This is a genomic window from Thermosynechococcus vestitus BP-1, from assembly GCF_000011345.1.
GTDB lineage: Bacteria > Cyanobacteriota > Cyanobacteriia > Thermosynechococcales > Thermosynechococcaceae > Thermosynechococcus > Thermosynechococcus vestitus.
In genome coordinates this window covers 440263-461531 of record NC_004113.1, presented here as the reverse complement: position 1 = coordinate 461531, position 21269 = coordinate 440263, and the positions used below count along the sequence as shown (strand labels likewise).

Annotated in this window: 20 protein-coding genes; 14 read left to right on the top strand and 6 right to left on the bottom strand. The window is 53.5% G+C overall.

Features of this window, described 5'->3' with window-relative positions; translation table 11 throughout:
• Positions 1 to 20: 20 nt before the first annotated feature.
• Entirely contained in the window at positions 21 to 1172 is a 1152-nt protein-coding gene (alr, locus tag TLL_RS02360; protein ID WP_011056313.1) for an alanine racemase, read from the top strand.
• A gap of 6 nt (positions 1173 to 1178) precedes the next feature.
• Here alr and TLL_RS02355 read toward each other — a convergent pair whose 3' ends face one another.
• The gene (locus TLL_RS02355) at positions 1179 to 1628 is read right to left on the bottom strand and encodes a nucleoside deaminase (RefSeq protein ID WP_172598099.1); all 450 of its coding nucleotides are present in this window, start codon (positions 1626 to 1628) and stop codon (positions 1179 to 1181) included.
• 149 nt (positions 1629 to 1777) lie between these two features.
• Between TLL_RS02355 and rfbB the strand changes: the two genes are divergently transcribed.
• The 3 genes from rfbB to rfbC are packed head-to-tail and all read left to right on the top strand — an operon-like array spanning position 1778 to position 4282.
• Positions 1778 to 2857, top strand: a complete 1080-nt coding sequence (gene rfbB / locus TLL_RS02350) for a dTDP-glucose 4,6-dehydratase (protein WP_011056311.1) — start codon at positions 1778 to 1780, stop codon at positions 2855 to 2857.
• On the top strand, positions 2854 to 3765 hold the full coding sequence (rfbA, locus tag TLL_RS02345) for a glucose-1-phosphate thymidylyltransferase RfbA (protein ID WP_164920694.1): 912 nt from the start codon (positions 2854 to 2856) through the stop codon (positions 3763 to 3765). The genes rfbB and rfbA overlap by 4 nt, the downstream gene beginning before the upstream one ends.
• Positions 3734 to 4282 (top strand): dTDP-4-dehydrorhamnose 3,5-epimerase, encoded by a 549-nt coding sequence (rfbC, locus tag TLL_RS02340; protein WP_011056309.1) that lies wholly within the window; start codon positions 3734 to 3736, stop codon positions 4280 to 4282. The genes rfbA and rfbC overlap by 32 nt, the downstream gene beginning before the upstream one ends.
• 60 nt (positions 4283 to 4342) lie before the next feature.
• On the opposite strand, the gene psbD is transcribed toward rfbC, so the two are convergent.
• Entirely contained in the window at positions 4343 to 5401 is a 1059-nt protein-coding gene (gene psbD, locus TLL_RS02335; protein WP_011056308.1) for a photosystem II D2 protein (photosystem q(a) protein), read from the bottom strand.
• Positions 5402 to 5695: 294 nt separating this feature from the next.
• Here psbD and TLL_RS02330 point away from each other — a divergent pair, with 294 nt between their 5' ends.
• From TLL_RS02330 to tsaE, 5 genes are read left to right on the top strand one after another with little or no spacing between them, the layout of a single operon-like run.
• The gene (locus tag TLL_RS02330; protein ID WP_164920693.1) at positions 5696 to 6472 is read left to right on the top strand and encodes a WecB/TagA/CpsF family glycosyltransferase; all 777 of its coding nucleotides are present in this window, start codon (positions 5696 to 5698) and stop codon (positions 6470 to 6472) included.
• Positions 6469 to 7191, top strand: coding sequence for a cell division ATP-binding protein FtsE (gene ftsE / locus TLL_RS02325; RefSeq protein WP_164920692.1), 723 nt, complete (start codon positions 6469 to 6471; stop codon positions 7189 to 7191). Before TLL_RS02330 ends, ftsE begins: the two co-directional genes overlap by 4 nt.
• Positions 7160 to 8074, top strand: a complete 915-nt coding sequence (locus TLL_RS02320; RefSeq protein ID WP_011056305.1) for a cell division protein FtsX — start codon at positions 7160 to 7162, stop codon at positions 8072 to 8074. Before ftsE ends, TLL_RS02320 begins: the two co-directional genes overlap by 32 nt.
• Before the next feature lie 8 nt (positions 8075 to 8082).
• On the top strand, positions 8083 to 8799 hold the full coding sequence (gene bchM, locus TLL_RS02315; protein ID WP_011056304.1) for a magnesium protoporphyrin IX methyltransferase: 717 nt from the start codon (positions 8083 to 8085) through the stop codon (positions 8797 to 8799).
• Positions 8796 to 9254, top strand: coding sequence for a tRNA (adenosine(37)-N6)-threonylcarbamoyltransferase complex ATPase subunit type 1 TsaE (tsaE, locus tag TLL_RS02310; protein ID WP_126987182.1), 459 nt, complete (start codon positions 8796 to 8798; stop codon positions 9252 to 9254). Before bchM ends, tsaE begins: the two co-directional genes overlap by 4 nt.
• On the opposite strand, the gene trmFO is transcribed toward tsaE, so the two are convergent.
• Both trmFO and TLL_RS02300 read right to left on the bottom strand, forming a co-directional pair.
• Complete coding sequence (gene trmFO, locus TLL_RS02305) at positions 9157 to 10530, bottom strand: FADH(2)-oxidizing methylenetetrahydrofolate--tRNA-(uracil(54)-C(5))-methyltransferase TrmFO (RefSeq protein WP_011056303.1); 1374 nt, start codon at positions 10528 to 10530, stop codon at positions 9157 to 9159. The two genes, tsaE and trmFO, sit on opposite strands and share 98 nt — an antisense overlap.
• Before the next feature lie 2 nt (positions 10531 to 10532).
• Positions 10533 to 11918 carry a cation:proton antiporter gene (locus TLL_RS02300; RefSeq protein ID WP_231833808.1) on the bottom strand — a complete coding sequence of 462 codons (1386 nt, stop codon included), beginning with the start codon at positions 11916 to 11918 and terminating at the stop codon, positions 10533 to 10535.
• Positions 11919 to 12227: 309 nt separating this feature from the next.
• Between TLL_RS02300 and TLL_RS13435 the strand changes: the two genes are divergently transcribed.
• Together TLL_RS13435 and ndhM are read left to right on the top strand one after the other, a co-directional pair.
• Entirely contained in the window at positions 12228 to 12587 is a 360-nt protein-coding gene (locus tag TLL_RS13435) for a sensor histidine kinase (protein WP_164920691.1), read from the top strand.
• 633 nt (positions 12588 to 13220) lie between these two features.
• Positions 13221 to 13556: a photosynthetic/respiratory NAD(P)H-quinone oxidoreductase subunit M gene (gene ndhM / locus TLL_RS02290; protein ID WP_011056300.1), complete on the top strand. Its 336-nt coding sequence runs from the start codon at positions 13221 to 13223 to the stop codon at positions 13554 to 13556.
• Positions 13557 to 13804: 248 nt separating this feature from the next.
• Here ndhM and TLL_RS02285 read toward each other — a convergent pair whose 3' ends face one another.
• Both TLL_RS02285 and TLL_RS02280 read right to left on the bottom strand, forming a co-directional pair.
• Positions 13805 to 13975 carry a chlorophyll a/b-binding protein gene (locus TLL_RS02285; RefSeq protein ID WP_011056299.1) on the bottom strand — a complete coding sequence of 57 codons (171 nt, stop codon included), beginning with the start codon at positions 13973 to 13975 and terminating at the stop codon, positions 13805 to 13807.
• A gap of 115 nt (positions 13976 to 14090) precedes the next feature.
• Positions 14091 to 15638 (bottom strand): serine/threonine protein kinase, encoded by a 1548-nt coding sequence (locus tag TLL_RS02280; protein WP_011056298.1) that lies wholly within the window; start codon positions 15636 to 15638, stop codon positions 14091 to 14093.
• Positions 15639 to 17858: 2220 nt separating this feature from the next.
• Between TLL_RS02280 and TLL_RS02275 the strand changes: the two genes are divergently transcribed.
• The 3 genes from TLL_RS02275 (at position 17859) to TLL_RS13430 (ending at position 21138) form a co-directional block, all read left to right on the top strand.
• Complete coding sequence (locus TLL_RS02275; RefSeq protein ID WP_011056297.1) at positions 17859 to 18677, top strand: photosystem II manganese-stabilizing polypeptide; 819 nt, start codon at positions 17859 to 17861, stop codon at positions 18675 to 18677.
• Between the two features lie 12 nt (positions 18678 to 18689).
• Positions 18690 to 20285 (top strand): dipeptide ABC transporter ATP-binding protein, encoded by a 1596-nt coding sequence (locus tag TLL_RS02270; RefSeq protein ID WP_011056296.1) that lies wholly within the window; start codon positions 18690 to 18692, stop codon positions 20283 to 20285.
• Positions 20286 to 20371: 86 nt separating this feature from the next.
• Positions 20372 to 21138 (top strand): IS5-like element ISTel4 family transposase gene (locus tag TLL_RS13430; RefSeq protein ID WP_164920657.1). Its coding sequence is split into 2 segments (ribosomal slippage): positions 20372 to 20747 and positions 20747 to 21138, totalling 768 coding nucleotides; the frame shifts between segments, so codons are not numbered across the junction.
• Positions 21139 to 21269: the final 131 nt, after the last annotated feature.

Genomic DNA, 21269 nt, shown 5'->3' with positions numbered 1-21269 from the left:
GTGTGAGGATAGAAACAACAATGCTCAGTCAAGAACAGCTCACCAGTTCCCATGAGTGTGAGCGGGCATGGATTGAAATTGATTTGGCAGCATTGGCCGCTAATACGCGCAGCTTGCGTCAGTGGCTAGCACCGACAACGGAACTTTTAGCCGTGGTGAAGGCAGATGCCTATGGTCATGGTGCGCTCACTGTGGCACAGACGGTTTTAGCCCACGGTGCGACGTGGCTAGGGGTGGCAACGATTCCGGAAGGGATTGCTCTACGGCAGGCAGGGATTACAGCGCCTATTTTGGTCTTGGGATCCGTCAATTTGCCCGTCCAAGTCCAGATGATGGCCCAGTGGCAGCTTCAGCCTACCCTCTCTACACCCAAGCAAGCCCTGATTTTCTCCGACTACGCCGATCGCCTGCGCGAACCCCTTGATGTCCATTTGATGATTGATACGGGTATGTCTCGCTTGGGCTGTCCCTGGCAGGATGCGGTGGGTTTTGTGCAGTTTGTGCAGCGGCTACCTCACCTGCGCATTCAGGGGATTTACTCCCACTTTGCCAGTGCCGATGATCCGGATGCCAGTTTGATGCGGCAGCAGCAGGCCTACTTTGAACAGGTATGGGAACAAATTTCCGCCCTGGGTTTAGGCCCTGTGCGCCGTCACATGGCCAATTCGGCAGCAACATTGGCCAACCGCAGTAGTCACTACGACATGGTGCGCATTGGTTTGAGCCTCTACGGCGTGTATCCTGCGTCCCATTTACGGGGTGTCGTGCCCCTGCGACCAGTCATGCAGGTGCGATCGCGCATTACCCTCTTGAAAGAGATTCCCGCTGGGACAGGCATTAGCTACGGTCATCAATTTATTGCCCCTCAGCCGATGAAAATTGCCGTTGTTGGCATTGGCTATGCCGATGGGGTGCCGCGTCTTCTTTCCAACAAGCTCGAAGTCCTAGTCCAGGGAAAACGGCTGCGCCAAGTGGGGGCAATTACGATGGATCAACTCATGATTGATGTCAGTGATATGGATGGCTTACAGGAGGGAGATGTGGTCACCCTCCTTGGGGAAGATGGCGGCGACTGCCTGACGGTGGAGACTTGGGCGGAAGCCCTCGGCACAATTACCTGGGAAATTCTCTGCGGCTTCAAGAACCGCTTGCCGCGTATTCCTGTCTCCTAAATTTTGCTACGCTTCTTTGGATGTGAGTTTGCCAATGTCCTCAAACCAGAGCTGGGGATACTGGGCAATAAAGTCGCGCATTAGCTGCTGGCATCGCTCCAAGTTCAGGTCAATCACCTCAACGCCGTGGGCTTCCATAAACTCCCGTGCTCCCGCAAAGGTCTGGGATTCACCAGCAATCACCTTTTTGATGCCAAACTGCACCACAGCACCAGCACAGAGATAGCAGGGCATCAGTGTGGAGTACAACACCGTATCATCATAGCGACCGATGCGACCTGCATTGGCCAGACAGTCAATCTCAGCATGCAGAATCGGACTGCCCCGCTGTACCCGCTGGTTGTGACCACGACCAATGATTTGGCCATGGCGCACCAAGACGGAACCAATGGGAATGCCGCCTTCTTGCAGTCCCTGTTCTGCTTCGGCGATCGCCGCCGCCATAAATTCATCCATCGTTATTTCCCTCAGCGAATATTGATTTTGATTTCTTTGATTTCTAGTAAACCGCTTTTTTTCAATGTATGTTAAGTTGATGTAGGTTGGGTGTCTAGTCTTGGTACGATGCCATCTAGAATCTGGTAGCACAATCTCCAAAAATATCCATGATGAAGTTTTTGGTGACTGGCGGTGGCGGGTTTATTGGCGCCAACTTTGTGCGGCTTGCCCTGACAGAGGGCTGGGGTACAGTCCTCAACCTTGATAAGGTGACCTATGCCTGTCACCCCGCTACCCTAGCCATGCTGGAGCAACTGCCCAATTACCAATTTGTCAGGGGAGATGTGGGCGATCGCCCCCTTGTCCAGGATCTGTTGCAAAGCTTCCAGCCCGACGCTGTGATTCACTTTGCGGCTGAGAGCCATGTCGATCGCTCGATCAATAGTCCCCAAGACTTCATCCAAACCAATGTGGTTGGGACCGCCAATCTCCTAGAGGAAGTCAAAACCTACTGGCAACAGTTACCCCCTGGGGCCCAGGAGAGGTTCCGCTTCATTCACATTTCCACCGATGAAGTCTATGGCAGTCTTGGTCCTGAGGATCCCCCCTTTCGGGAAGACACCCCCTATGCCCCCAACAGTCCCTATGCTGCCTCAAAGGCTGCCTCAGATCACCTGGTGCGTGCCTACCACCACACCTACGGCCTGCCCACCCTGACAACCAATTGCTCCAACAACTACGGCCCCTACCAGTTTCCGGAAAAACTCATCCCCCTGATGATCTGCCAAGCCTTGGCGGGGCAACCGCTGCCAATATATGGGGATGGTCAAAACGTGCGGGATTGGCTCTACGTTGAGGATCACTGCCGCGCCCTCTACACCGTCTGGCAAAAGGGGCAGGTGGGCCAAACCTACAACATTGGCGGCAATTGCGAAAAGCCTAACCTTGAGGTCGTGCAAACCCTCTGTGATCTGCTGCAAACTCTTCTGCCCCGGCCTCATTTGAATTACCGCAGCTTAATTACCTTTGTGAGCGATCGCCCCGGTCACGATCGCCGCTACGCCATTGATGCGACTAAAATTCAGCGGGAACTAGGGTGGCAGCCCCGAGAAACCTTTAGTAGTGGCTTAGAAAAAACGGTGCAGTGGTATCTTGCCCATCAAGACTGGGTGGAAGCAGCGCGCACCGCCGACTACAGTGCTTGGCTGGTCACCCACTACGGCAGCGTTCTCACTCATCGCCCATGAGAGGAATTATTCTCGCTGGTGGCTCAGGTACGCGTCTCTATCCCCTAACCCAGGTGATCAGTAAACAACTGATGCCCATCTACGATAAGCCGATGATTTATTATCCCCTCTCAGTTTTGATGTTGGCGGGGATTCGGGAGATTCTCATTATTTCTACCCCAGAGCACCTCTATCTTTTTGAGAAACTTCTGGGGGATGGTCATCAGTGGGGCTTATCCCTGAGCTATTGTGTGCAGCCACAGCCCAACGGTTTAGCGGAAGCCTTTATTTTAGGGCGCGAATTTTTGCAAGGGGAACCCGTGTGCCTGACCCTTGGGGATAATCTTCTCTACGGTCATGATCTCTCGGAAAAGTTGCAGCGGGCCGCTCAACTGACGGCAGGGGCAATGATCTTTGGCTACCGGGTGGCCAATCCGCAGCAGTACGGCGTTCTCGAATTCGATGCCAGCGGTCGCGTTCTCGGTATCGAGGAAAAGCCAGCAGTGCCCAAGTCCAACTATGCCGTGCCGGGGATATATTTTTATGACCATCAGGTGTGTGATTTGGCAGCTCAACTGCAACCTTCAGCGCGGGGAGAACTGGAAATTACCGACCTCAACCGCCTTTACCTGGAAAAGGGGCAACTGCGGGTGGAATTGCTTGGACGGGGCTATGCGTGGCTGGATACGGGTACCCATGATCTACTGCAACAGGCCAGTAGCTTTATTCGTACCCTAGAGGAACGGCAAGGGCTGAAAATTGGCTGTCTAGAGGAAATTGCCCTGCACCGGGGTTACATCACACCGCAGCAACTCTATGAACTGGCACAGCCCCTGCGCAAAAGTAGCTACGGCCAATATCTCTTGCAAGTTTGGGCAGAAGTGACAGGAGGAATGCATGGTCAAGGTACAACCGCTGGCGATCGCTGACGTTCTGCTCTTGGAACTGCAGGTCTTTCGCGATCAGCGGGGCTTTTTCCTAGAAAGCTATAATCAACGAGCCTTTATGGCTGCCACAGGCTTGGCAGTGACCTTTGTCCAAGATAATCACTCCGCCTCCCAGCAGGGGGTTTTGCGAGGACTCCACTACCAGCACCAACACCCCCAAGGTAAACTGATTCGCGTTATTGAAGGAAAAATTTTTGATGTCGCTGTTGATTTGCGGCGCTCTTCACCCACCTGTGGCCAATGGGTGGGAACTTGGTTGAGTGCTGAAAACTTCCAGCAATTGTGGATTCCCCCTGGCTTTGCCCACGGCTTCTGGGTGCAATCAGCCACCGCCCAAGTCCTCTACAAAACAACAGACTACTACCATCCAGGGGATGAACATACCCTACTCTGGAATGACCCAACCGTTGGCATTCAATGGCCCATCGACAGCGAACCCCTCCTTTCTGCCAAGGATCAACAGGGCAAATCTTTTAACGAACTTCCCCTATTCGCCTGACCAAAAAATCCCTCCCCACTTGGAGAGGGACACTCAGACAAGGATAAGGTTTCTTACGCCCTACAGAGCGTTACCACGGGGGAGTACCTCTTCTGGGAAGACAAAGTTTTCATGGGGTTGGTCTTGGGGCGCCATCCAAGCACGGATGCCCTCGTTCAACAGCAGGTTCTTCGTGTAGAACGTCTCAAATTCAGGGTCTTCCGCAGCCCGAATCTCCTGCGAAATGAAGTCATAGGACCGCAGGTTCAACGCTAGACCCACCACGCCAATCGCACTCATCCACAGCCCCGTCACCGGCACAAACAACATGAAAAAGTGCAACCAGCGCTTGTTCGAGAAGGCAATCCCAAAAATTTGGCTCCAAAAACGGTTCGCCGTCACCATCGAGTAGGTCTCTTCCGCTTGGGTGGGATTGAAGGCACGGAAGGTGCTCGCCCCTTCTCCATCTTGGAAGAGGGTATTTTCCACCGTGGCGCCGTGGATGGCACACAACAGGGCACCCCCTAGCACACCGGCTACCCCCATCATGTGGAAGGGGTTCAAGGTCCAGTTGTGGAACCCTTGGAAAAAGAGCAGGAAACGGAAGATGGCGGCGACGCCAAAGCTGGGGGCAAAGAACCAGCTGGATTGCCCCAAGGGATAGATCAAGAAGACGCTGACAAAGACGGCAATGGGGGCACTGAAGGCAATGGCGTTGTAGGGACGGACGCCCACCAAGCGGGCAATTTCAAACTGCCGCAGCATGAACCCAATGAGACCGAAGGCGCCGTGGAGGGCGATAAAGGTCCACAGACCACCCAGTTGGCACCAGCGGGTAAAGTCCCCTTGGGCTTCGGGTCCCCACAGGAGGAGCAGGGAGTGCCCCATGCTGTTGGCGGGGGTGGAAACGGCAACGGTGAGGAAGTTGCACCCTTCTAGGTAGCTGGAGGCCAGGCCGTGGGTGTACCAGGAGGTCACAAAGGTGGTACCGGTCAGCCAGCCCCCCAGCGCCAGGTAGGCGCAGGGGAAAAGCAGGATGCCTGACCAGCCGACAAAGACAAATCTGTCCCGTTTGAGCCAGTCGTCGAGGATGTCAAACCATCCCCGTTCCGCTGGCGCTCGTCCAATCGCGATCGTCATAAAATTCAACTCCGAAGGGCAGTGATAAAGACAGATTCGTGAGGTAGCTCAATGGAACGATAAGAGCCAGGTTTACGAATCTTAATAACGACTCTAATCTAGCAAACCCGTTTTGTGGATTTCAACAAAGCATATCCCATGGTGCTGACCCTGTATATGCATATAGCCCTTTTCCAGAGGATAGGAGTAGACAACGGAAGCCTTCTTCTGGCTATCACGCTGTTTTCCTCAGAGTGTTCACTTGCGGTGAGAAGGGCTGTAAGATACTCGGTGTCTCTTGTGCTTAACTTTCCTATGGGTTACCCCCTTGTAGTACCCACCATTCCCGCAAAAGTCTCAGTTTTGGGATTTCCCCTCCATTTGGTGAATAATGCCCCTGAGTGGCTATTGATGCAACAGCGAGATGGTCATGGCCAACATGTGATCACGCTCAATTCAGAGATGGTGATGCTGGCGGAGCGCACACCAGAGTTTGCTGACGTTTTACGCCGTGCTGATTTGGTGATTCCCGATGGGTCGGGGGTCATTCTCTACCTGAGGTTACATGGCCTCTCTGTGCGCCGGCTGCCAGGGATTGAATTTGCTGAAGCCCTCTTGCGATTGGCCAATGACTCTCCGCAGCCCAAACGGGTCTTCTTCTATGGGGCAGCACCGGGGGTAGCAGAAAAAGTGGCTGAGCGCTGGCATCGAGAACTGCCGAACTTAAAGATTGTTGGCGTGCAGTCGGGCTACCACGATGCGGATACGGAAGCTGCCCTCATTCAAAAGCTGCAGGAAACACAACCCCATATTATCCTCGTTGCTTTGGGTGTACCGCGTCAGGAATATTGGATCGATCGCCACCGCCATATTTGTCCCCAAGCGATTTGGGTCGGTGTTGGCGGTAGTTTTGATGTCTGGGCAGGGGTTAAAAAGCGGGCCCCCAAACTGATGCAAAAACTCCATTTGGAGTGGCTCTACCGTCTTTACCAGGAACCCTGGCGTTGGCGGCGCATGCTAGCGCTACCCCAATTTGCATGGAAAGCACTCCTGAGTCGTTTGCATGGGCGACAGCGTCTCTCATTCCGATGACAGCAGTAACCCCCGTGGTACCCCCCTGCGAACCAACCTCTCAGGGGGCCATCATTGCAGAACTGTACCAAGTCACGAAGTCCTTTGGTGGGGCGGTGCCCTGCTTACATCGCGTCAGTTTGCAACTGCGACGGGGAGACTTTTATTTTCTCACGGGTGCCTCGGGGTCGGGTAAATCCACCCTCTTAAAACTCCTCTGCGGTCAACTCCAACCAGATCAGGGCATCGTTCGCCTGTTTGGTGAGGAGGTCAATCCCCACCAGGATCGGCGGATGGCACAGTTGCGGCGGCGCTTAGGAGTCATTTTTCAGGACTTTAAGCTCTTGGGCGATCGCTCAGTTGCGGAAAACGTGGCTTTTGCGCTACTGGTGCGCGGTATTCCCAAAACCGAAATTCAGCAGCGGGTGCAAACGGCACTCAAACTGGTGGGACTGAGCCACAAAGCCAATGCCAAGCCCCAATCGTTATCAGGGGGAGAGCAGCAGCGAGTGAGCATTGCCCGTGCCATTGTCGGTAGTCCTGAGCTATTACTAGCGGATGAACCTACCGGTAATCTGGATTCCCAAACCAGCCAGCAAATTCTTGCTCTGCTCCATCGTCTGCATCAACATGGGTTAACAGTCCTCTTTACTACCCATGACTTAGCCTTAACCCGCCTAGTCCCCCATCGGATTCTCCATTTGCACCATGGCAAACTTGAGTCCCTTACCCACCCTTGACTTTTTGCTTCCGGAAGTACGCCGCAGTCTCTGGCGCGGTGGTTGGCTCAATGGCGCCGCTGTGATTGCTGTTGCCGTGACCCTGTTTATTTTTGGTTGGGGCTGGCAAGTGTCCCACCTCCTCGGTGCCAGTGTCGAGTCCCTTGGCAATCGCTTGGAAATTACTGCCTATGTGTCCCCTGAACTTCCCGCGGCCAAAGTAGCCAGCCTTAGGCAACAGTTGGCAGCATTACCGGGGGTAGCCGATTTCACTTGGATTGATCGCGATCGCGCTTGGGCAGAATTGCAAGCTGATTTGGGCCTCAAAAGTGAACAGGGCGGCTTAGATCTCTTTGATACCAATCCCCTCAGCGATGAAATCAAGATCCGCGCCCAAAGCCTCGAACAGGTGGCTCCCTTAGCTAACCAAATTGTCCAAAAAGAAGGTATTGAGTCCGTGCAGTACCTTGAGCGCGCTCTAACAGGCCTGCAAAGTGTGCAGCGAGTGGTGCGGGGCGTCACGTTCATTTTGGTGCTGCTACTGAGTTTAACGGTAGTTGCTCTGGTGAGTGCTATTTTGCGGTTGATTATCCTTGTGCGCCAGCCCGAAATTGAGATCATGACCCTCGTGGGTGCGACCCAAACTTGGATTTATACCCCCCTATTTATTCAAGCGGCCAGCCTAGGTGGTGGTGGCGGTGCCTTGGCGTGGCTGGCTGGCTGGGGAAGCAGTCAACAGCTTCAGCAGTGGTTAGCCCAACAGGCCAGCTTTCGCGCCCTTGCCAGCAATGTTTCCCTGGAATGGTCAGCGGGCTTGGGTGTGTTGCTGATCATCATTGGCGTTATCTTGGGGCTGGTGAGTACCCGATTGGCACTGCAAACCACAGCCCCTGTGCCACAATAATTGGGGCAATGACGATTGATCGGGAACGTATGACGCAATCTACGGCTGACGAAAAGGCAATTGTTCAAAACTACTTCAACACCACTGGGTTCGATCGCTGGCGACGTATCTATGGCACGGACCAGGTCAGCAAGGTGCAGGCGGATATCCGCAAGGGGCACCAACAAACCATTGATACCGTCCTGGCATGGCTCAAAGCTGATGCCTCCCTCAAAGGTAAACTCATTTGTGATGCTGGCTGCGGTGTCGGCAGTCTAAGTATTCCCCTTGCCCAGCTAGGGGCACGGGTCTATGCCAGCGACATTTCCGAAAAGATGGTGGCCGAAGCCCGCGATCGCGCCGCTGCTCAGTTGAATGGCCACCATGAACTCATCCTCAGTGTCAGTGATCTTGAAGCCCTGCGGGGACAATACCATATTGTCATCTGCCTCGATGTCCTCATCCACTATCCCGACAACCAAATGGCAGGGATGCTAGCCCACTTGAGTTCTTTGGCCATGGAGCGGCTGATCCTCAGCTTTGCCCCCAAAACCCCAAAATATACGCTGCTGAAGAAGATCGGTGAATTCTTCCCTGGCGCCAGCAAGGCCACCCGTGCCTATCTCCACAGTGAGGAATTTATTGTGGAGATTTTGGGGAACTTGGGTTGGCGGATTGAGCGCAATGCCATGACCAAAACTCGCTTTTACTTTTCGCGACTCCTAGAAGCAGTGCCAGCTAAATGAGGAACCTCAACCTGAGTTTGGCAGAACTGCAAGCCTTAGGGCGTCAGTGGGGGACATGGCTGCCGCCGGGGACAGTGCTCCTGTTGGCGGGAGAGCTTGGGGCAGGAAAAACCACGTTTGTGCAAGCCTTGGGGGAGGGATTGAACATTGAGGATGTCATTCAAAGCCCCACCTTCACGCTGATTCAGGAATACCCCGAAGGGCGTGTACCCCTCTATCACTTTGATCTCTATCGCCTGACGCCTGCTGAAGTGGCAGCCTTGGCACCGGAACGCTATTGGCTCGGCGAAGAAATGGATCCGGGGATTGTTGCCATTGAGTGGCCCGATCGCTTGCCAACCTTGCCGCCAGCTTATCTTAGGCTCCAGCTTCAACGGCAGCAGGATCGCACCCATCTAACGCTAGAGGCTGTAGGGGCAGCGACATCGCTGTTGCCCAGGTGCTTAAATCTTTGAGGGCGCGATCGCGATAGGCGGCATAGCGCAATGCCTTTTGACGCACTGGTTGTTCTAGGGGGGGCAAAATGCCAAAGTTGGGGGGCATGGGCTGGAAGGTTTTGCTCTCAGCCGTACTGATGTAGTGAAAGAGGGCACCAGCCATTGTTGTTGGGGGCAATACCAAGGGTGCAAGTCCCCGTGCCAAGCGAGCCGCGTTCGTTCCCGCTAACCAGCCCCCTGCTGCTGCCGCCGTATAACCTTCGGTACCGGTAATTTGACCCGCTGCCAAGAGGGTGGGGCGATCGCGAAACTGAAGACTGGCCTTCAACAACTTCGGTGCATTTAAGAAGGTATTGCGGTGCATCACCCCCATGCGCACAAACTCCGCCTGCTCTAAGCCGGGGATCATACGAAAGACCCGCTGCTGCTCCCCCCAGCGCAGATTGGTTTGAAAACCCACCAAGTTCCATAGTTGGCCATGGCGATCCTCCTGGCGCAGTTGTGCCACCGCATAGGGACGCTCCCCCGTACGTGGATCCCGCAAGCCCACAGGTTTCAAAGGGCCAAACCGCAGCGTATCCACCCCTCGCCGCGCCAATTCCTCTACGGGTAGGCAAGCCTCAAAAAATTGGGCATTCTCGCGCTCAAAGTCCTTTAGGGGCGCCTGTTTGGCTTCACAGAGCGCCTGCCAAAACCGCTGGTATTCTTCAGCACTGAAGGGACAGTTGAGATAAGCCGCTTCGCCGCGGTCATAGCGGGAAGCCAAAAAGGCCACCTCGCGGTTAATGGACTCTCCGACCACAATTGGGCTGGCGGCATCAAAAAAACTCAGGTAGTCCAGTCCGGTAAAGCATTGCAGATCGGCACTCAGGGCTTCACTGGTCAGGGGGCCGGTGGCTAAGACCACAATCCCGCTTTCTGGAAGGTGGGGCAGTTCTTCGCGCCGCACTGTCACAAGGGGATGATTTTCAAGGGTTTCAGTCAACTCACGACTAAAGTGGGCGCGATCCACCGCTAGGGCGCCTCCGGCAGGCACTTGATGGCGATCGGCAGTGGCAATAATCAACGACCCCAGGGCACGCAGTTCATGGTGTAATAGCCCCGTGGCGCGATCGCTCGCCTTAGCACCAAAGGAATTACTGCACACCAACTCTGCCAACTCCGCCGTATGGTGGGCTGGACTAGCCACTTGCGGCCGCATTTCATAGAGGACCACCGGCAGACCGGCACGGGCAATTTGCCAAGCCGCTTCTGTACCGGCTAAACCACCACCAATGACCGTAATCGGCTCCATTGCTATCCTTCTGGGGGAGACTCCACTGCAACATCCGAGGTTGGTAACGCCTCTGTGGCCCCTGGCTTAAAGACCAAACGCAACAGAGGTGGCGCAACGAACGTGGTCACAATCACCATCACGATAATGCCGGCATCTAAAGCCTTCGAGAGGACACCACTGACAGACCCGACAGCGGCAAAAATCAATCCCACTTCGCCGCGTGGCACCATGCCAATGCCGATCGCCCATCGGTTAATTCCCGGCTGACCAAAGACCGTTGCTCCTGTTACCACCTTACCAACAATGGCCACCAGCACGAGGAAAGAGGCAATGATCAGACCCGCACGATTGGCCGGTTCTAGGGGATTCAAAACACTGATATCGGTGCGGGCGCCAACACAGACAAAGAACACCGGCACCAACATATCGGCAATGGGCAAAATCTGCTCCTCTAGCTCCCGCCGTTTTTCCGTTTCCCCAAGGACTAAGCCAGCGGTAAACGCACCAAGAATCGCTTCCAGTTGCAGAATCACAGCGATATAACCCAGAACAAAGGCAAAGATCAAGGAGGGAACCAGCAAGTTACCGCGTGTGCTCAGGCGATCGACCATCCCCAAAAAGAAAGGACTCAGCAGCCGCCCCACCACCACAGAACCCACCAAAAACACGACGGAGCTAATCATCAGATAGATTACATTGCTGATCTCGACTGTGCCGGTTTTGGCTAGACTCGCCACCACTGCCAGCACAATAATGCCAAGAATGTCATCCAGAACCGCTGCCCCAATGATAATTTGACCTTCCGGGGAAGTTAGCCGTTGAATCTCCGCAAGGACTTTGGCCGTGATTCCGATACTGGTTGCCGTGAGAGCCGCCCCGGCAAAAATGGCGGGTACCAAGTCCACATGAAACAGCGTCACAAGGCCAAGGGTGCCGGCAACAAAGGGAGCGATCACCCCTACGACGGCAACGACAGCCGCTTGCGGACCCACCTTGAGCAGGCCCTCTAAATCCGACTCCAAGCCAATCTCAAAGAGCAGGATCATGACGCCAATTTCCGAGAGGACGGAAATGACTTCGCTGGCGGTATTGGCAACTACTGCAGCGACAGCGCCATCCATGCCTGCCGTCTGTTGGATAAAGGTCGTCAGAAGCGAGGGTTCCGTTGTTCCCCCTTCAGAAAACACCAACAGGTGCAAGACGGAAATACCAACGACCACACCCCCTACCAATTCCCCCAGTACGGGTGGAAAGTTAATGCGGGCACAAATTTCACCGCCGACTTTGCTGGCAAAGTAGATCACCACTAGACTCAGCAGAACAGCTGCCAAGATCAATGGACCCGCTTCCGCTAGGTTCACTGATTCTGCTGCCACATCGGCAAGCAAAGGTTGCAAAAGTGACATTATCAAGGGCATAGCAGCAAGTGTTAAAAACTCTTTACTCAGTTAAGCACGCCTTCCCCTTCTGCTCAACCCTAAACTTACACTGAACTGAACTTGGCTCTTTATTGTCTAATTACAATGGGATTTCAACATGGTTACCATAGTTTTTTATACCGGCGATCGCCCCCGCCTTTAGGAATGTGTATTCATGATCCCCATCAGCGACAGCCCATTCACATGGCACTTCAGATCAAGCAACGGCTCTTGAATCTCTGATAACAGTGGAGCAAAATCTAACCAACATTTCTCAAATGGCTGCACCCCTAGTCAGTGACCTTTTATTTTTTATTTTTGGCTCCAAGGACAGCTGGCGAATGGTCAGCCTTTTGCTCGACAGTTGCGGATTGCGATGTTCAAATTGCTGTCGTGAATAGGGGGAGCGGTATTCCAGAAGCCACACTTCCCCATGGCTGCGGGTGCTTTGATCGCCTTTACCAAGGTCAGGAACCACTGCAGGGAATTGGTTTCGGGCTAGGGAGCGTCAAGCAAATTGTCGATGCCCATCGAGGACAACGCGAAATTCGCAGTTGTCTGGGTCAAGGAACAAGTGTGGTTATTTGCTTGCCTTTTGTCAATTTGTCTCCTGCCTCCTTAGCCAAAACGTTTAGGAAAAATGTTTGTGAAAGTTGATCGAGGTTTGCGCTTCCTCTTTTCATCAGTATCACGGGGGCATTCTTTCACCAATGGCCGGCAGCTTTGGCCAGTCGGTAACGCTGATTGCCATTTGACTAACTTTCAGGGGATAACAATTCGCGGCAAGTTCGCAGCGTCGTTAGCAATAACTTTATCCTCGATGAGGATACTGGCCAAGCGATTGTGGATGCGGGGCTACTTTGGTTTCATCAATTCAGCCGAGTGAAACCTTACAGTTGTGGGCAAATAGGGTAAGCGCGATTTTGACGCCTTTAGTATGACTTGCGCCAATGGTGGGGTGATGAACATTCGTCCCCCCAGTGGCCCTCTCCCTTGGGCGGGTGGGTGGCGGCGCTGGTAGCAACCACGGGCAGGCAAGAATCAGCCAGCCTACTCCATCCGCAAATGGGAAATTTTGCGAGGCACCTAAAATCTGGATTGATAGAGGGGGCAATTGCCCCTTGTATCTTTTATGTTCAGCGATCGCTCGCCAAAAGCCCTATAGAAACTAGATCAGTTGCATTATTGATTCTTGGGCTCAGGCATCAGTTTTGCTAAACTTTCCTTGAAAAGATTCTTGGTATAGTAGAAGCGTTTACCAACTACTGTCCACTCATCATTGGGTTAGCCATGCTATTGAAGTCCACAACACGCCACGTTCACATCTATGCCGGCCATGTGGTAGATGGTGAAGTTCATCCTGATACCGAAACGCTGACGCTGAATGTGGATCCCGATAACGAATTGGAGTGGAACGAAGCCGCCCTTGCAAAAGTAGAAGCCAAGTTTCGGGAATTGGTGGCCAATGCCGCAGGGGAAGACTTGACGGAATACAATTTGCGGCGGATTGGCTCAGACTTGGAGCACTTTATTCGCTCCTTACTTATGCAAGGGGAAATTGGCTACAACCTCAATAGTCGTGTGCGCAACTACAGTCTAGGGATTCCCCGGGTAAATCACTCCTAGATTCACAAACTCTCAATTACAAGATCCTTCAATAGGTGCTTTGACCGCGGAGCTTCCCGCTACCGTTCTTAGCATTGGCATGTTATGAAGGGAGAGCCATCCTCTCCTTTACCTAGTCTTTCGTGTTTGATCTGTGTGCTCTCTTTGGGGAAAAAGTGGTGTTAAGCCCTCAATTGGCCCAAAAAAAGAGGCCATTACTGACCTCAAAATGACACTTTGACCGCTGAAAATTGGGAGAGAGTTAAGGTCTAGAGGAGACCCCAGAAGTGAAGCACACCTTGTTTGGTGATCAGTTCTGTGAGCAGCGCCGCCACAAAGCCAATCATGGCCAGGCGACCGTTCCAAATTTCAGCTTGGGGGGTAAATCCAAACACCCATGCATTCCGGTCTTCAGCTTTAATGGTTTTGGTATCTTCCATGGTTTTGACTCCTGATCGAACCCTGTACCCTCACTGTAACAATTCTTTACCAATTCCGCAACAAGTCTTAATATATTTTTCTCTATTGCTGCCCTAGAGAGCGATCGCGGTATCCCTAATCAATGACTGTAGCCATCTTCACGTTCTCTAGCTTGGCCAGGATTTGGGGCTTGTAGTTTTCAAATTCTGCCTTAAGGAGATTACGGCTCACAACCGCTGGGGCCGAACTGGGTAAGTTTTTACTGGTTTGCAGCCAGTCCCGTAGGAGTTGCCGCTGAAAGGTCGCGATCGTAAACGTGCGGACATTGATGCAGTGTTGTGGATCCTCAAGGGAGAAAAAGAGCAGCGGGTAATAACCTGTTTCCGAGAGTAAAAGGCAGAGCTCCTGATTGCGTGGCAGTTTCATATCCAAATAACAGGGCAACCAGCGGGGACCTTGCTGGGGATCATAGATGGCGGTAATCCAGAGGATCATCGGGTGGGGACTGGTGGTGAAGAGAAACTGGTTGTAGCGAAGATTCAGCATGCGCCGATCAATCTCTGACCGAGGCAACATCACCCACAGCGACGCCGCTGATTCCCGTTGGGCATACAAGGGCATGGGAAAGACAATTTCCGCTACGGGTTTATCCGCAGGCCAAACACTTTGCCAGCAGACTTCCTCAACCGTTGCCAGGGCAACAGGCGGTTGAGATTGGCGTTCTAAGGGTTGAGATACTTTTGCGCCCACCTCTACCCCCGGCTGAGTGACTCGAGTACTGCCAAACTGGTCCTCAAGGGCCGTGAGAACTTTGATAATTTCCGCAACATTTTGGGGGCGATCGCTGGGGGATTTGGCCATACAGGCCATGATCAGTTCCTCAAGGGCAGGGGGAAGATGCAGCCCCGGACTGGCCACATTGAAGGGAATGGGCTTTTGGAAGTGGTGCGCCTTAAACCAACTACCGATGGAGTGGCTTTCCGCTTGAATGGGCATCTTGCCTGTGAGTAACTCATACATGGTGATGCCAAGACTGTAGATGTCCGAGCGGTGATCCAATTCCCGCCCTTCAATCTGTTCTGGCGAACAATAGGCCAAAGTGCCCATAAACGACGAGGTTTGACCCTTTTCAGGGACATCCCCCAAAAATTTGGCAATCCCAAAATCTAATAGCTTGGCAAGTTCCCCCATCGTGCCATCCTGAATCACAAGGACATTACTGGGTTTGATGTCCCGGTGAATAATCGGGCATTTTTGGCCTTCGATGATAATTCCTTCATGGGCTACCTGAAGACCAAGGCACATGTGCCGTGCAATGCGCAGAAATCGGCTTAAGGGCAGGGGTTCTTCTAGGAGCAAATCACTGAGGTTTTCTCCCTCTAAAAATTCCATGACGTAGAAGGGAATTTCCTCGTTATTCATGCCGTAGTCGAGCACCCGCACCACGTGCATACTTTTCTGGCCAAGGAGCGCACCCGCCCGCGCCTCTTGGGCAAAGCGGGTTTTCATGCGATCGTTGAGCAGGGTTTGCGACAGGAATTTAACGGCAACGGGAACACCCCCAAGGAGAATATCTTCTGCGCGATAGACCCGCCCCATTGAGCCTTTGCCAATTAACTCCGTGAGCTGATACCGGTTCATGAGCACTTGGCCAATCTTGGTGTCGCGGTGGGGTTCTGACATATGTTGCCTCGGAGGGAAATTGGCTGGCGAGATTCCAAGCAGGCAAGGCTGACGTTGCTTGGTTGTTACTCCTAAGTTAGTCGGGTAGCAGGGGGGCATTACTGCCCCCTAGCCCCCTAAGAACCGGACGTGCAAGTTTCCTCGCATCCGGCTCAGGCCCCCCAAAACCCCTCATTTAAGAGGAACCGGTTGTGTGTACAACCTTTACGATACTCATCTACAGCCTGCCTACCCTTGGTGGGAGGGTTGGTGACCGCACCAGTGACTCAAGGTCACCGCCATTGTCGGGTAGCAGGGGGGCATCGCTGCCCCCTAGCCCCCTAGGAACCGGACGTGCAAGTTTCCCCGCATCCGGCTCGAGCCCCCCAGGACCCCTCATTTAAGAGGAACCGGTTGTGCATGCAACCTTTACGATACTCATCTACAGCCTCTCTACCTTTTGAGCAGGTTGGTGACCGCACCAGTGACTCAAGATCACCGCCATTTGCATTGTCACCATTAGGAAGGTTCTATAGACTTTCTCGTAAGGGGGGACCGGCGGGAAGTCTGCCCTCTTTCGAGTGGGATGATGTTGAATGTCCTGCCAGCATTCTCAATCCCTATCTAGCCCATTACAGGCTAGCATTCGCTTTTTCCCACCTCCTCTACCCGCACCCCCATCAGCATTCCTTACGGTTTGCCTGCCTTGAATGTTCAAGGCGAAGATACGGGCTTACCGCGTTCCAACCAGATGACACGAGGGGTTAGGTGGTGACTATACCCCGGCGGAGTTGCTGTCCCCGTTCACTGAAAAGCAAGCAGTGAATCCAATCCGCTTTGCCATTTTGGCTCAGGCCTATCAGCATCTTTGGCCTGCTTGGAGTAACGAGGCTTCTAGCGTCACTTCACTTGCGTTCACCATACCCTCAAGCCTAGCTCCCTATCACCTGACGCTGGTGAAGTTGCTTCCTCCTCACGGATTCGGCTCCAACCTTCCGGTTCGGGCTTCATTGTCGGGAGGGCTTCATACCTGACCGTTACCAGTCACGCATGCCTCCTTAGGCTACGGTTGGGGGAACAACCGGTCCCGTTCTAGCTTGTTGGGCTAGTGGGACAATCATCTGGCTAGCTTTCGCGTCGCACTGCTTTGTCACCATTAGGGAGGTTCTATAGATTTTCTCGTAATGGGGAACCGACGGGAAGTCTGCCCTCTTTCGAGTGGGATGATGTTGAATGTCCTGCCAGCATTCTCAATCCCTATCTAACCCATTACAGGCTAGCATTCGCTTTTTCCCGTCTCCTCTACCCGCACTTCCATGGGTGTTCCTCGCAGTCCACTTGCCTTGTGCTTGGCCTATCAAGGCGGAAGTACGGGCTTACCGCGTTCCAACCAGATGACGCGAGGGGTTAGGTGGTGACTTTACCCCGGTGGAGCTAATGTCCCCGTACACCTAATTAGGAGAGGTGTAGCCGTCCACTTGCCATTTTGGCCCAGGCCTGTCAGCGTCTTTGGCCTGCTGAGAGTAACGAGGCTTCTGGCGTCACTTCACTTACGTTCACCATACCCTCAAGCCTAGCTCCCTATCACCTGACGCTGGTGAAGTTGCTTCCTCCTCACGGATTCGGCTTCAACCTTGCGGTTCGGGCTACGTTGTCGGGAGGGCTTCATACCTGACCGTTACCAGTCACGCATGCCTCCCTAGGCTACGGTTGGGGGCACAACCGGTCCCGTTCTAGCTTGTTGGGCTAGTGGGACAATCATCTGGCTAGCTTTCGCGTCGCACCCTAATTATCTCTATTATCTCTGGAATCTTTGGGTTCTGTTTGCTCCCTTTAATCCATGGGGGCGATCGCGCCCCTTCTCTGCAGAAACTTTTGTTGCAGGAAATTGCCCCTACCAATCGTCAGCCTTTAGCAGTACGCATTTGGACCTCATCCATTGGCCATTGTTACTCATGGAAACCACTCACCATCCGCTGTTATCCTGCGCTCAACTCCCGATTCTAGTTTGTTCATCCTTTAGATAGTTCGCTGGCTTTGCCCGACCAGGGAGGAAACGCCCATCATTTTTACTTTTTTGGAATTAAAATATTGCGAAAATTTCCTTTCTGAGGCGATCGCAAACCTCCGTATAATCATGGATTGATAAGGTAGTTGCATGGCTGCCTTCACTGGACTCTTACGCAGGGGTATCTCCCACACTCTGATTGCTTTGAGATGCTTTGACTTCTGAGGTTAACCATGAAATATCGCATTTTAATGGCGACTCTGCTGGCGGTATGTCTAGGGATTTTTTCCTTGAGCGCCCCCGCCTTTGCCGCAAAACAGACTTTAACCTATGACGATATTGTCGGTACAGGTCTGGCCAACAAGTGCCCCACCCTGGATGATACGGCCCGTGGTGCCTATCCCATTGATAGTTCCCAAACCTATCGCATTGCTCGACTGTGCTTGCAGCCGACGACATTTTTGGTCAAGGAAGAGCCTAAGAACAAACGCCAAGAGGCCGAATTTGTGCCCACCAAACTGGTGACCCGCGAAACCACGAGCTTGGATCAAATTCAAGGGGAACTCAAGGTCAACAGCGATGGCAGTCTGACGTTTGTGGAAGAGGATGGGATTGATTTCCAACCAGTGACAGTGCAAATGGCGGGTGGTGAGCGCATCCCACTGCTGTTTACAGTGAAAAACTTGGTGGCGAGTACTCAGCCCAACGTTACCAGCATCACTACTTCAACGGATTTCAAGGGGGAATTCAACGTTCCTTCCTACCGCACCGCCAACTTCCTCGATCCCAAAGGACGGGGCTTGGCCTCCGGTTATGACTCGGCGATCGCCCTTCCCCAAGCTAAAGAAGAAGAACTGGCTCGCGCCAATGTCAAACGCTTCTCCCTCACGAAGGGTCAAATTTCTCTGAATGTGGCGAAAGTGGATGGCCGCACCGGTGAAATTGCTGGCACCTTTGAAAGTGAGCAACTCTCCGATGATGATATGGGTGCCCACGAACCTCACGAAGTAAAAATTCAAGGGGTCTTTTACGCCAGCATCGAACCTGCCTAGGATCACCAGCCTATGGCGACTCTTTTAGAACTCAGGGAACTGCGGGTCGCCTACCCTAGAATGGAGACATCATCTGCTGCAACATTCGTAGTGGATGGTGTTTCTTTTTGTGTGGCTGCAGGGGAGCGGTTTGGCTTGGTGGGGGCGTCGGGTTGTGGCAAGTCCACCATTGGCAAGGCCATTTTGCGGTTATTGCCGCCAGGGTCGCAGATCTTTGGCCAGATCGCACTTCAGGGGCAATCCCTTTTGGGGCTGAGTGCTTCCCAATTGCAGCGACTGCGGGGCGAGCAAATTGGCTTGGTCTTTCAGGATCCGATGACGCGCCTCAATCCGCTGATGAGCATCTATGACCACTGCGATGAGCTATTGCGGAGTCATTGGTTTTCTTGGAGTCGTCCCCAACGGCGGCAGCGCATCATTGAGGTGCTGGAGCGGGTGAAAATTCCTGCCAATCGCCTCCATCAATACCCCCATGAGTTGAGTGGGGGGATGCGTCAACGGGTGGCGATCGCCCTTGCCTTGTTATTGAACCCACCCCTGATCATTGCCGATGAACCGACAACGGCGCTGGATGTGACCGTCGCCGCAGAAATTCTGGAGGAACTCACGCGCCTGTGCCAACAGGAGCAGCGGGGACTGTTACTCATTTCCCATGATCTGGCATTGATGGCCAAGTATTGCGATCGCCTGGCGGTCATGCACCAAGGCAAAATTATGGAACTGGGAGCGGCTCACCAAGTGCTGCAACGGCCACAGCACCCTTATACCCAATCCTTACTTGCGGCTACCCAACTCACCTCTCCACAGCCTCCACCCTTAGACACTGCTCCGGAACTGCTGCGGGTTGAGAATCTACAGCGGCACTACCGCTTGGGGGGATGGTTACAACCGCAAACCACGATTCGGGCGGTGGATGGCGTTGACCTCACGCTGCGGCGGGGCGAAACCCTTGGCCTTGTGGGTGAGTCTGGCTGTGGCAAAAGTACACTTTCGCGCTTAATTCTGCAACTGATTCCCGCCAATGCCGGTGACGTGGTCTTTTTGGGGCGCAGTTTAACTCAATTGTCAGCGGCCCAACTGCGCCGAACCCGCCGCGATCTGCAAATGATTTTCCAAGACCCCCATGCCTGCCTAAACCCCAAAATGACCGTGGCGCAAAATTTGCTGGAGCCACTGCTCATTCATCGGCTGATGGCGAAACGGGCGGCCCAGGAACGGGTGCGTGAGATGTTGATGCAGGTGGAATTGACCCCGGCTGAAGCCTACCTGCATCGCTATCCTCATGCCCTGTCGGGGGGACAACGCCAGCGGGTGGCGATCGCCCGTGCCCTAATTACCCACCCCCAACTGGTGATCTGTGATGAACCGGTGAGTATGCTCGATGCCCATATTCAAGCCCAGGTGCTGGCGCTAATGCAGGAGTTAAAGGAACAGTTGCAACTGACCTATCTCTTTATCACCCACGATCTGGCGATCGCCCGTCGTTTTTGCGATCGCGTTGCGGTCATGTATCGTGGCAAAATTGTCGAACTCGCCCCCACGGCACAGCTCTTTGCTCATCCGCAGCATCCCTACACGCAAAAACTCCTAGCCGCTGCCTTGTCTTAACAGGTTTTTTCCCGTTTCTTAGATAGTGCCGTCACGAGTTTATGAGATACTGAGCGTGTGTCTGGACTGTATTATAGGACCGTGCCATGAGGACACCTGACTACCGTCGCCACGATATTTCCGACCGGGTTTGGGAGCGGTTGGAACCGCATCTACCTGGACGCCGAGGGAGCTGGGGGGGTGTGGCGAAAGACAACCGGCAGTTCATCAATGCGGTGTTCTGGATACTGCGCACCGGCGCCCCTTGGCGGGATTTACCCCCGGAGTACGGAGATTGGAAGAACGTGCATCGAAGGTTCTGCCGCTGGCGAGACAAAGGCGTGTGGGAAAAGGTCCTTGAGCAGTTGATCGACGAGCCCGATTACGAATGGTTGATCATCGATGCTACTCATGTCAAAGTCCACCCTCATGCCACAGGGGCCAAAGGCGGCAACCAAGACATGGGCCGTACAAAAGGGGGCTCAATACCAAGATACATCTGGCCGTGGATGCGCATGGTATGCCGCTGCGAATGGTTATCACAGCAGGTACCACTGCGGATTGTCGCCAAGCTGCAACCTTGATCGAAGGAATCGATGCAAAGTACCTGTTGGCGGACAAAGGCTACGACAGTGATGCCCTCATCGCCCAAGCCAAAGAGCATGGGATGCAGCCTGTCATCCCTTCGCGCAGACATCGCAGACAGCGACGTGAATGCGACAAGCAGTTGTATCGGCTTCGTCATCTGGTTGAGAATGCTTTTTTGCATCTCAAGCGTTGGCGAGGTATTGCCACGCGATACGCCAAAAATACGGCTTCTTTCCTTGCTGCTGTGCACATCCGTTGTATCGCCATTTGGGCATCAATCTCGTGACGACAGTATCTAGGCTCCACCTAACCTAATTTCCGCCACGTTTCCCTAACCTATGAACTGGTACCTAGAGTAAAGAGATTTTCGGCTACCCATGGGCGAGTATTTTGGTGATCTGCTATCCCGTGCCTTGA

Coding starts and splice junctions, on each gene's coding strand:
- alr (WP_011056313.1), top strand. CDS start 21: ATGCTCAGTCAAGAACAGCTCACCAGTTCCCATGAGTGTGAGCGGGCA.
- TLL_RS02355 (WP_172598099.1), bottom strand. CDS start 1,628: ATGGATGAATTTATGGCGGCGGCGATCGCCGAAGCAGAACAGGGACTG.
- rfbB (WP_011056311.1), top strand. CDS start 1,778: ATGATGAAGTTTTTGGTGACTGGCGGTGGCGGGTTTATTGGCGCCAAC.
- rfbA (WP_164920694.1), top strand. CDS start 2,854: ATGAGAGGAATTATTCTCGCTGGTGGCTCAGGTACGCGTCTCTATCCC.
- rfbC (WP_011056309.1), top strand. CDS start 3,734: ATGGTCAAGGTACAACCGCTGGCGATCGCTGACGTTCTGCTCTTGGAA.
- psbD (WP_011056308.1), bottom strand. CDS start 5,401: ATGACGATCGCGATTGGACGAGCGCCAGCGGAACGGGGATGGTTTGAC.
- TLL_RS02330 (WP_164920693.1), top strand. CDS start 5,696: ATGGGTTACCCCCTTGTAGTACCCACCATTCCCGCAAAAGTCTCAGTT.
- ftsE (WP_164920692.1), top strand. CDS start 6,469: ATGACAGCAGTAACCCCCGTGGTACCCCCCTGCGAACCAACCTCTCAG.
- TLL_RS02320 (WP_011056305.1), top strand. CDS start 7,160: ATGGCAAACTTGAGTCCCTTACCCACCCTTGACTTTTTGCTTCCGGAA.
- bchM (WP_011056304.1), top strand. CDS start 8,083: ATGACGATTGATCGGGAACGTATGACGCAATCTACGGCTGACGAAAAG.
- tsaE (WP_126987182.1), top strand. CDS start 8,796: ATGAGGAACCTCAACCTGAGTTTGGCAGAACTGCAAGCCTTAGGGCGT.
- trmFO (WP_011056303.1), bottom strand. CDS start 10,530: ATGGAGCCGATTACGGTCATTGGTGGTGGTTTAGCCGGTACAGAAGCG.
- TLL_RS02300 (WP_231833808.1), bottom strand. CDS start 11,918: ATGTCACTTTTGCAACCTTTGCTTGCCGATGTGGCAGCAGAATCAGTG.
- ndhM (WP_011056300.1), top strand. CDS start 13,221: ATGCTATTGAAGTCCACAACACGCCACGTTCACATCTATGCCGGCCAT.
- TLL_RS02285 (WP_011056299.1), bottom strand. CDS start 13,975: ATGGAAGATACCAAAACCATTAAAGCTGAAGACCGGAATGCATGGGTG.
- TLL_RS02280 (WP_011056298.1), bottom strand. CDS start 15,638: ATGTCAGAACCCCACCGCGACACCAAGATTGGCCAAGTGCTCATGAAC.
- TLL_RS02275 (WP_011056297.1), top strand. CDS start 17,859: ATGAAATATCGCATTTTAATGGCGACTCTGCTGGCGGTATGTCTAGGG.
- TLL_RS02270 (WP_011056296.1), top strand. CDS start 18,690: ATGGCGACTCTTTTAGAACTCAGGGAACTGCGGGTCGCCTACCCTAGA.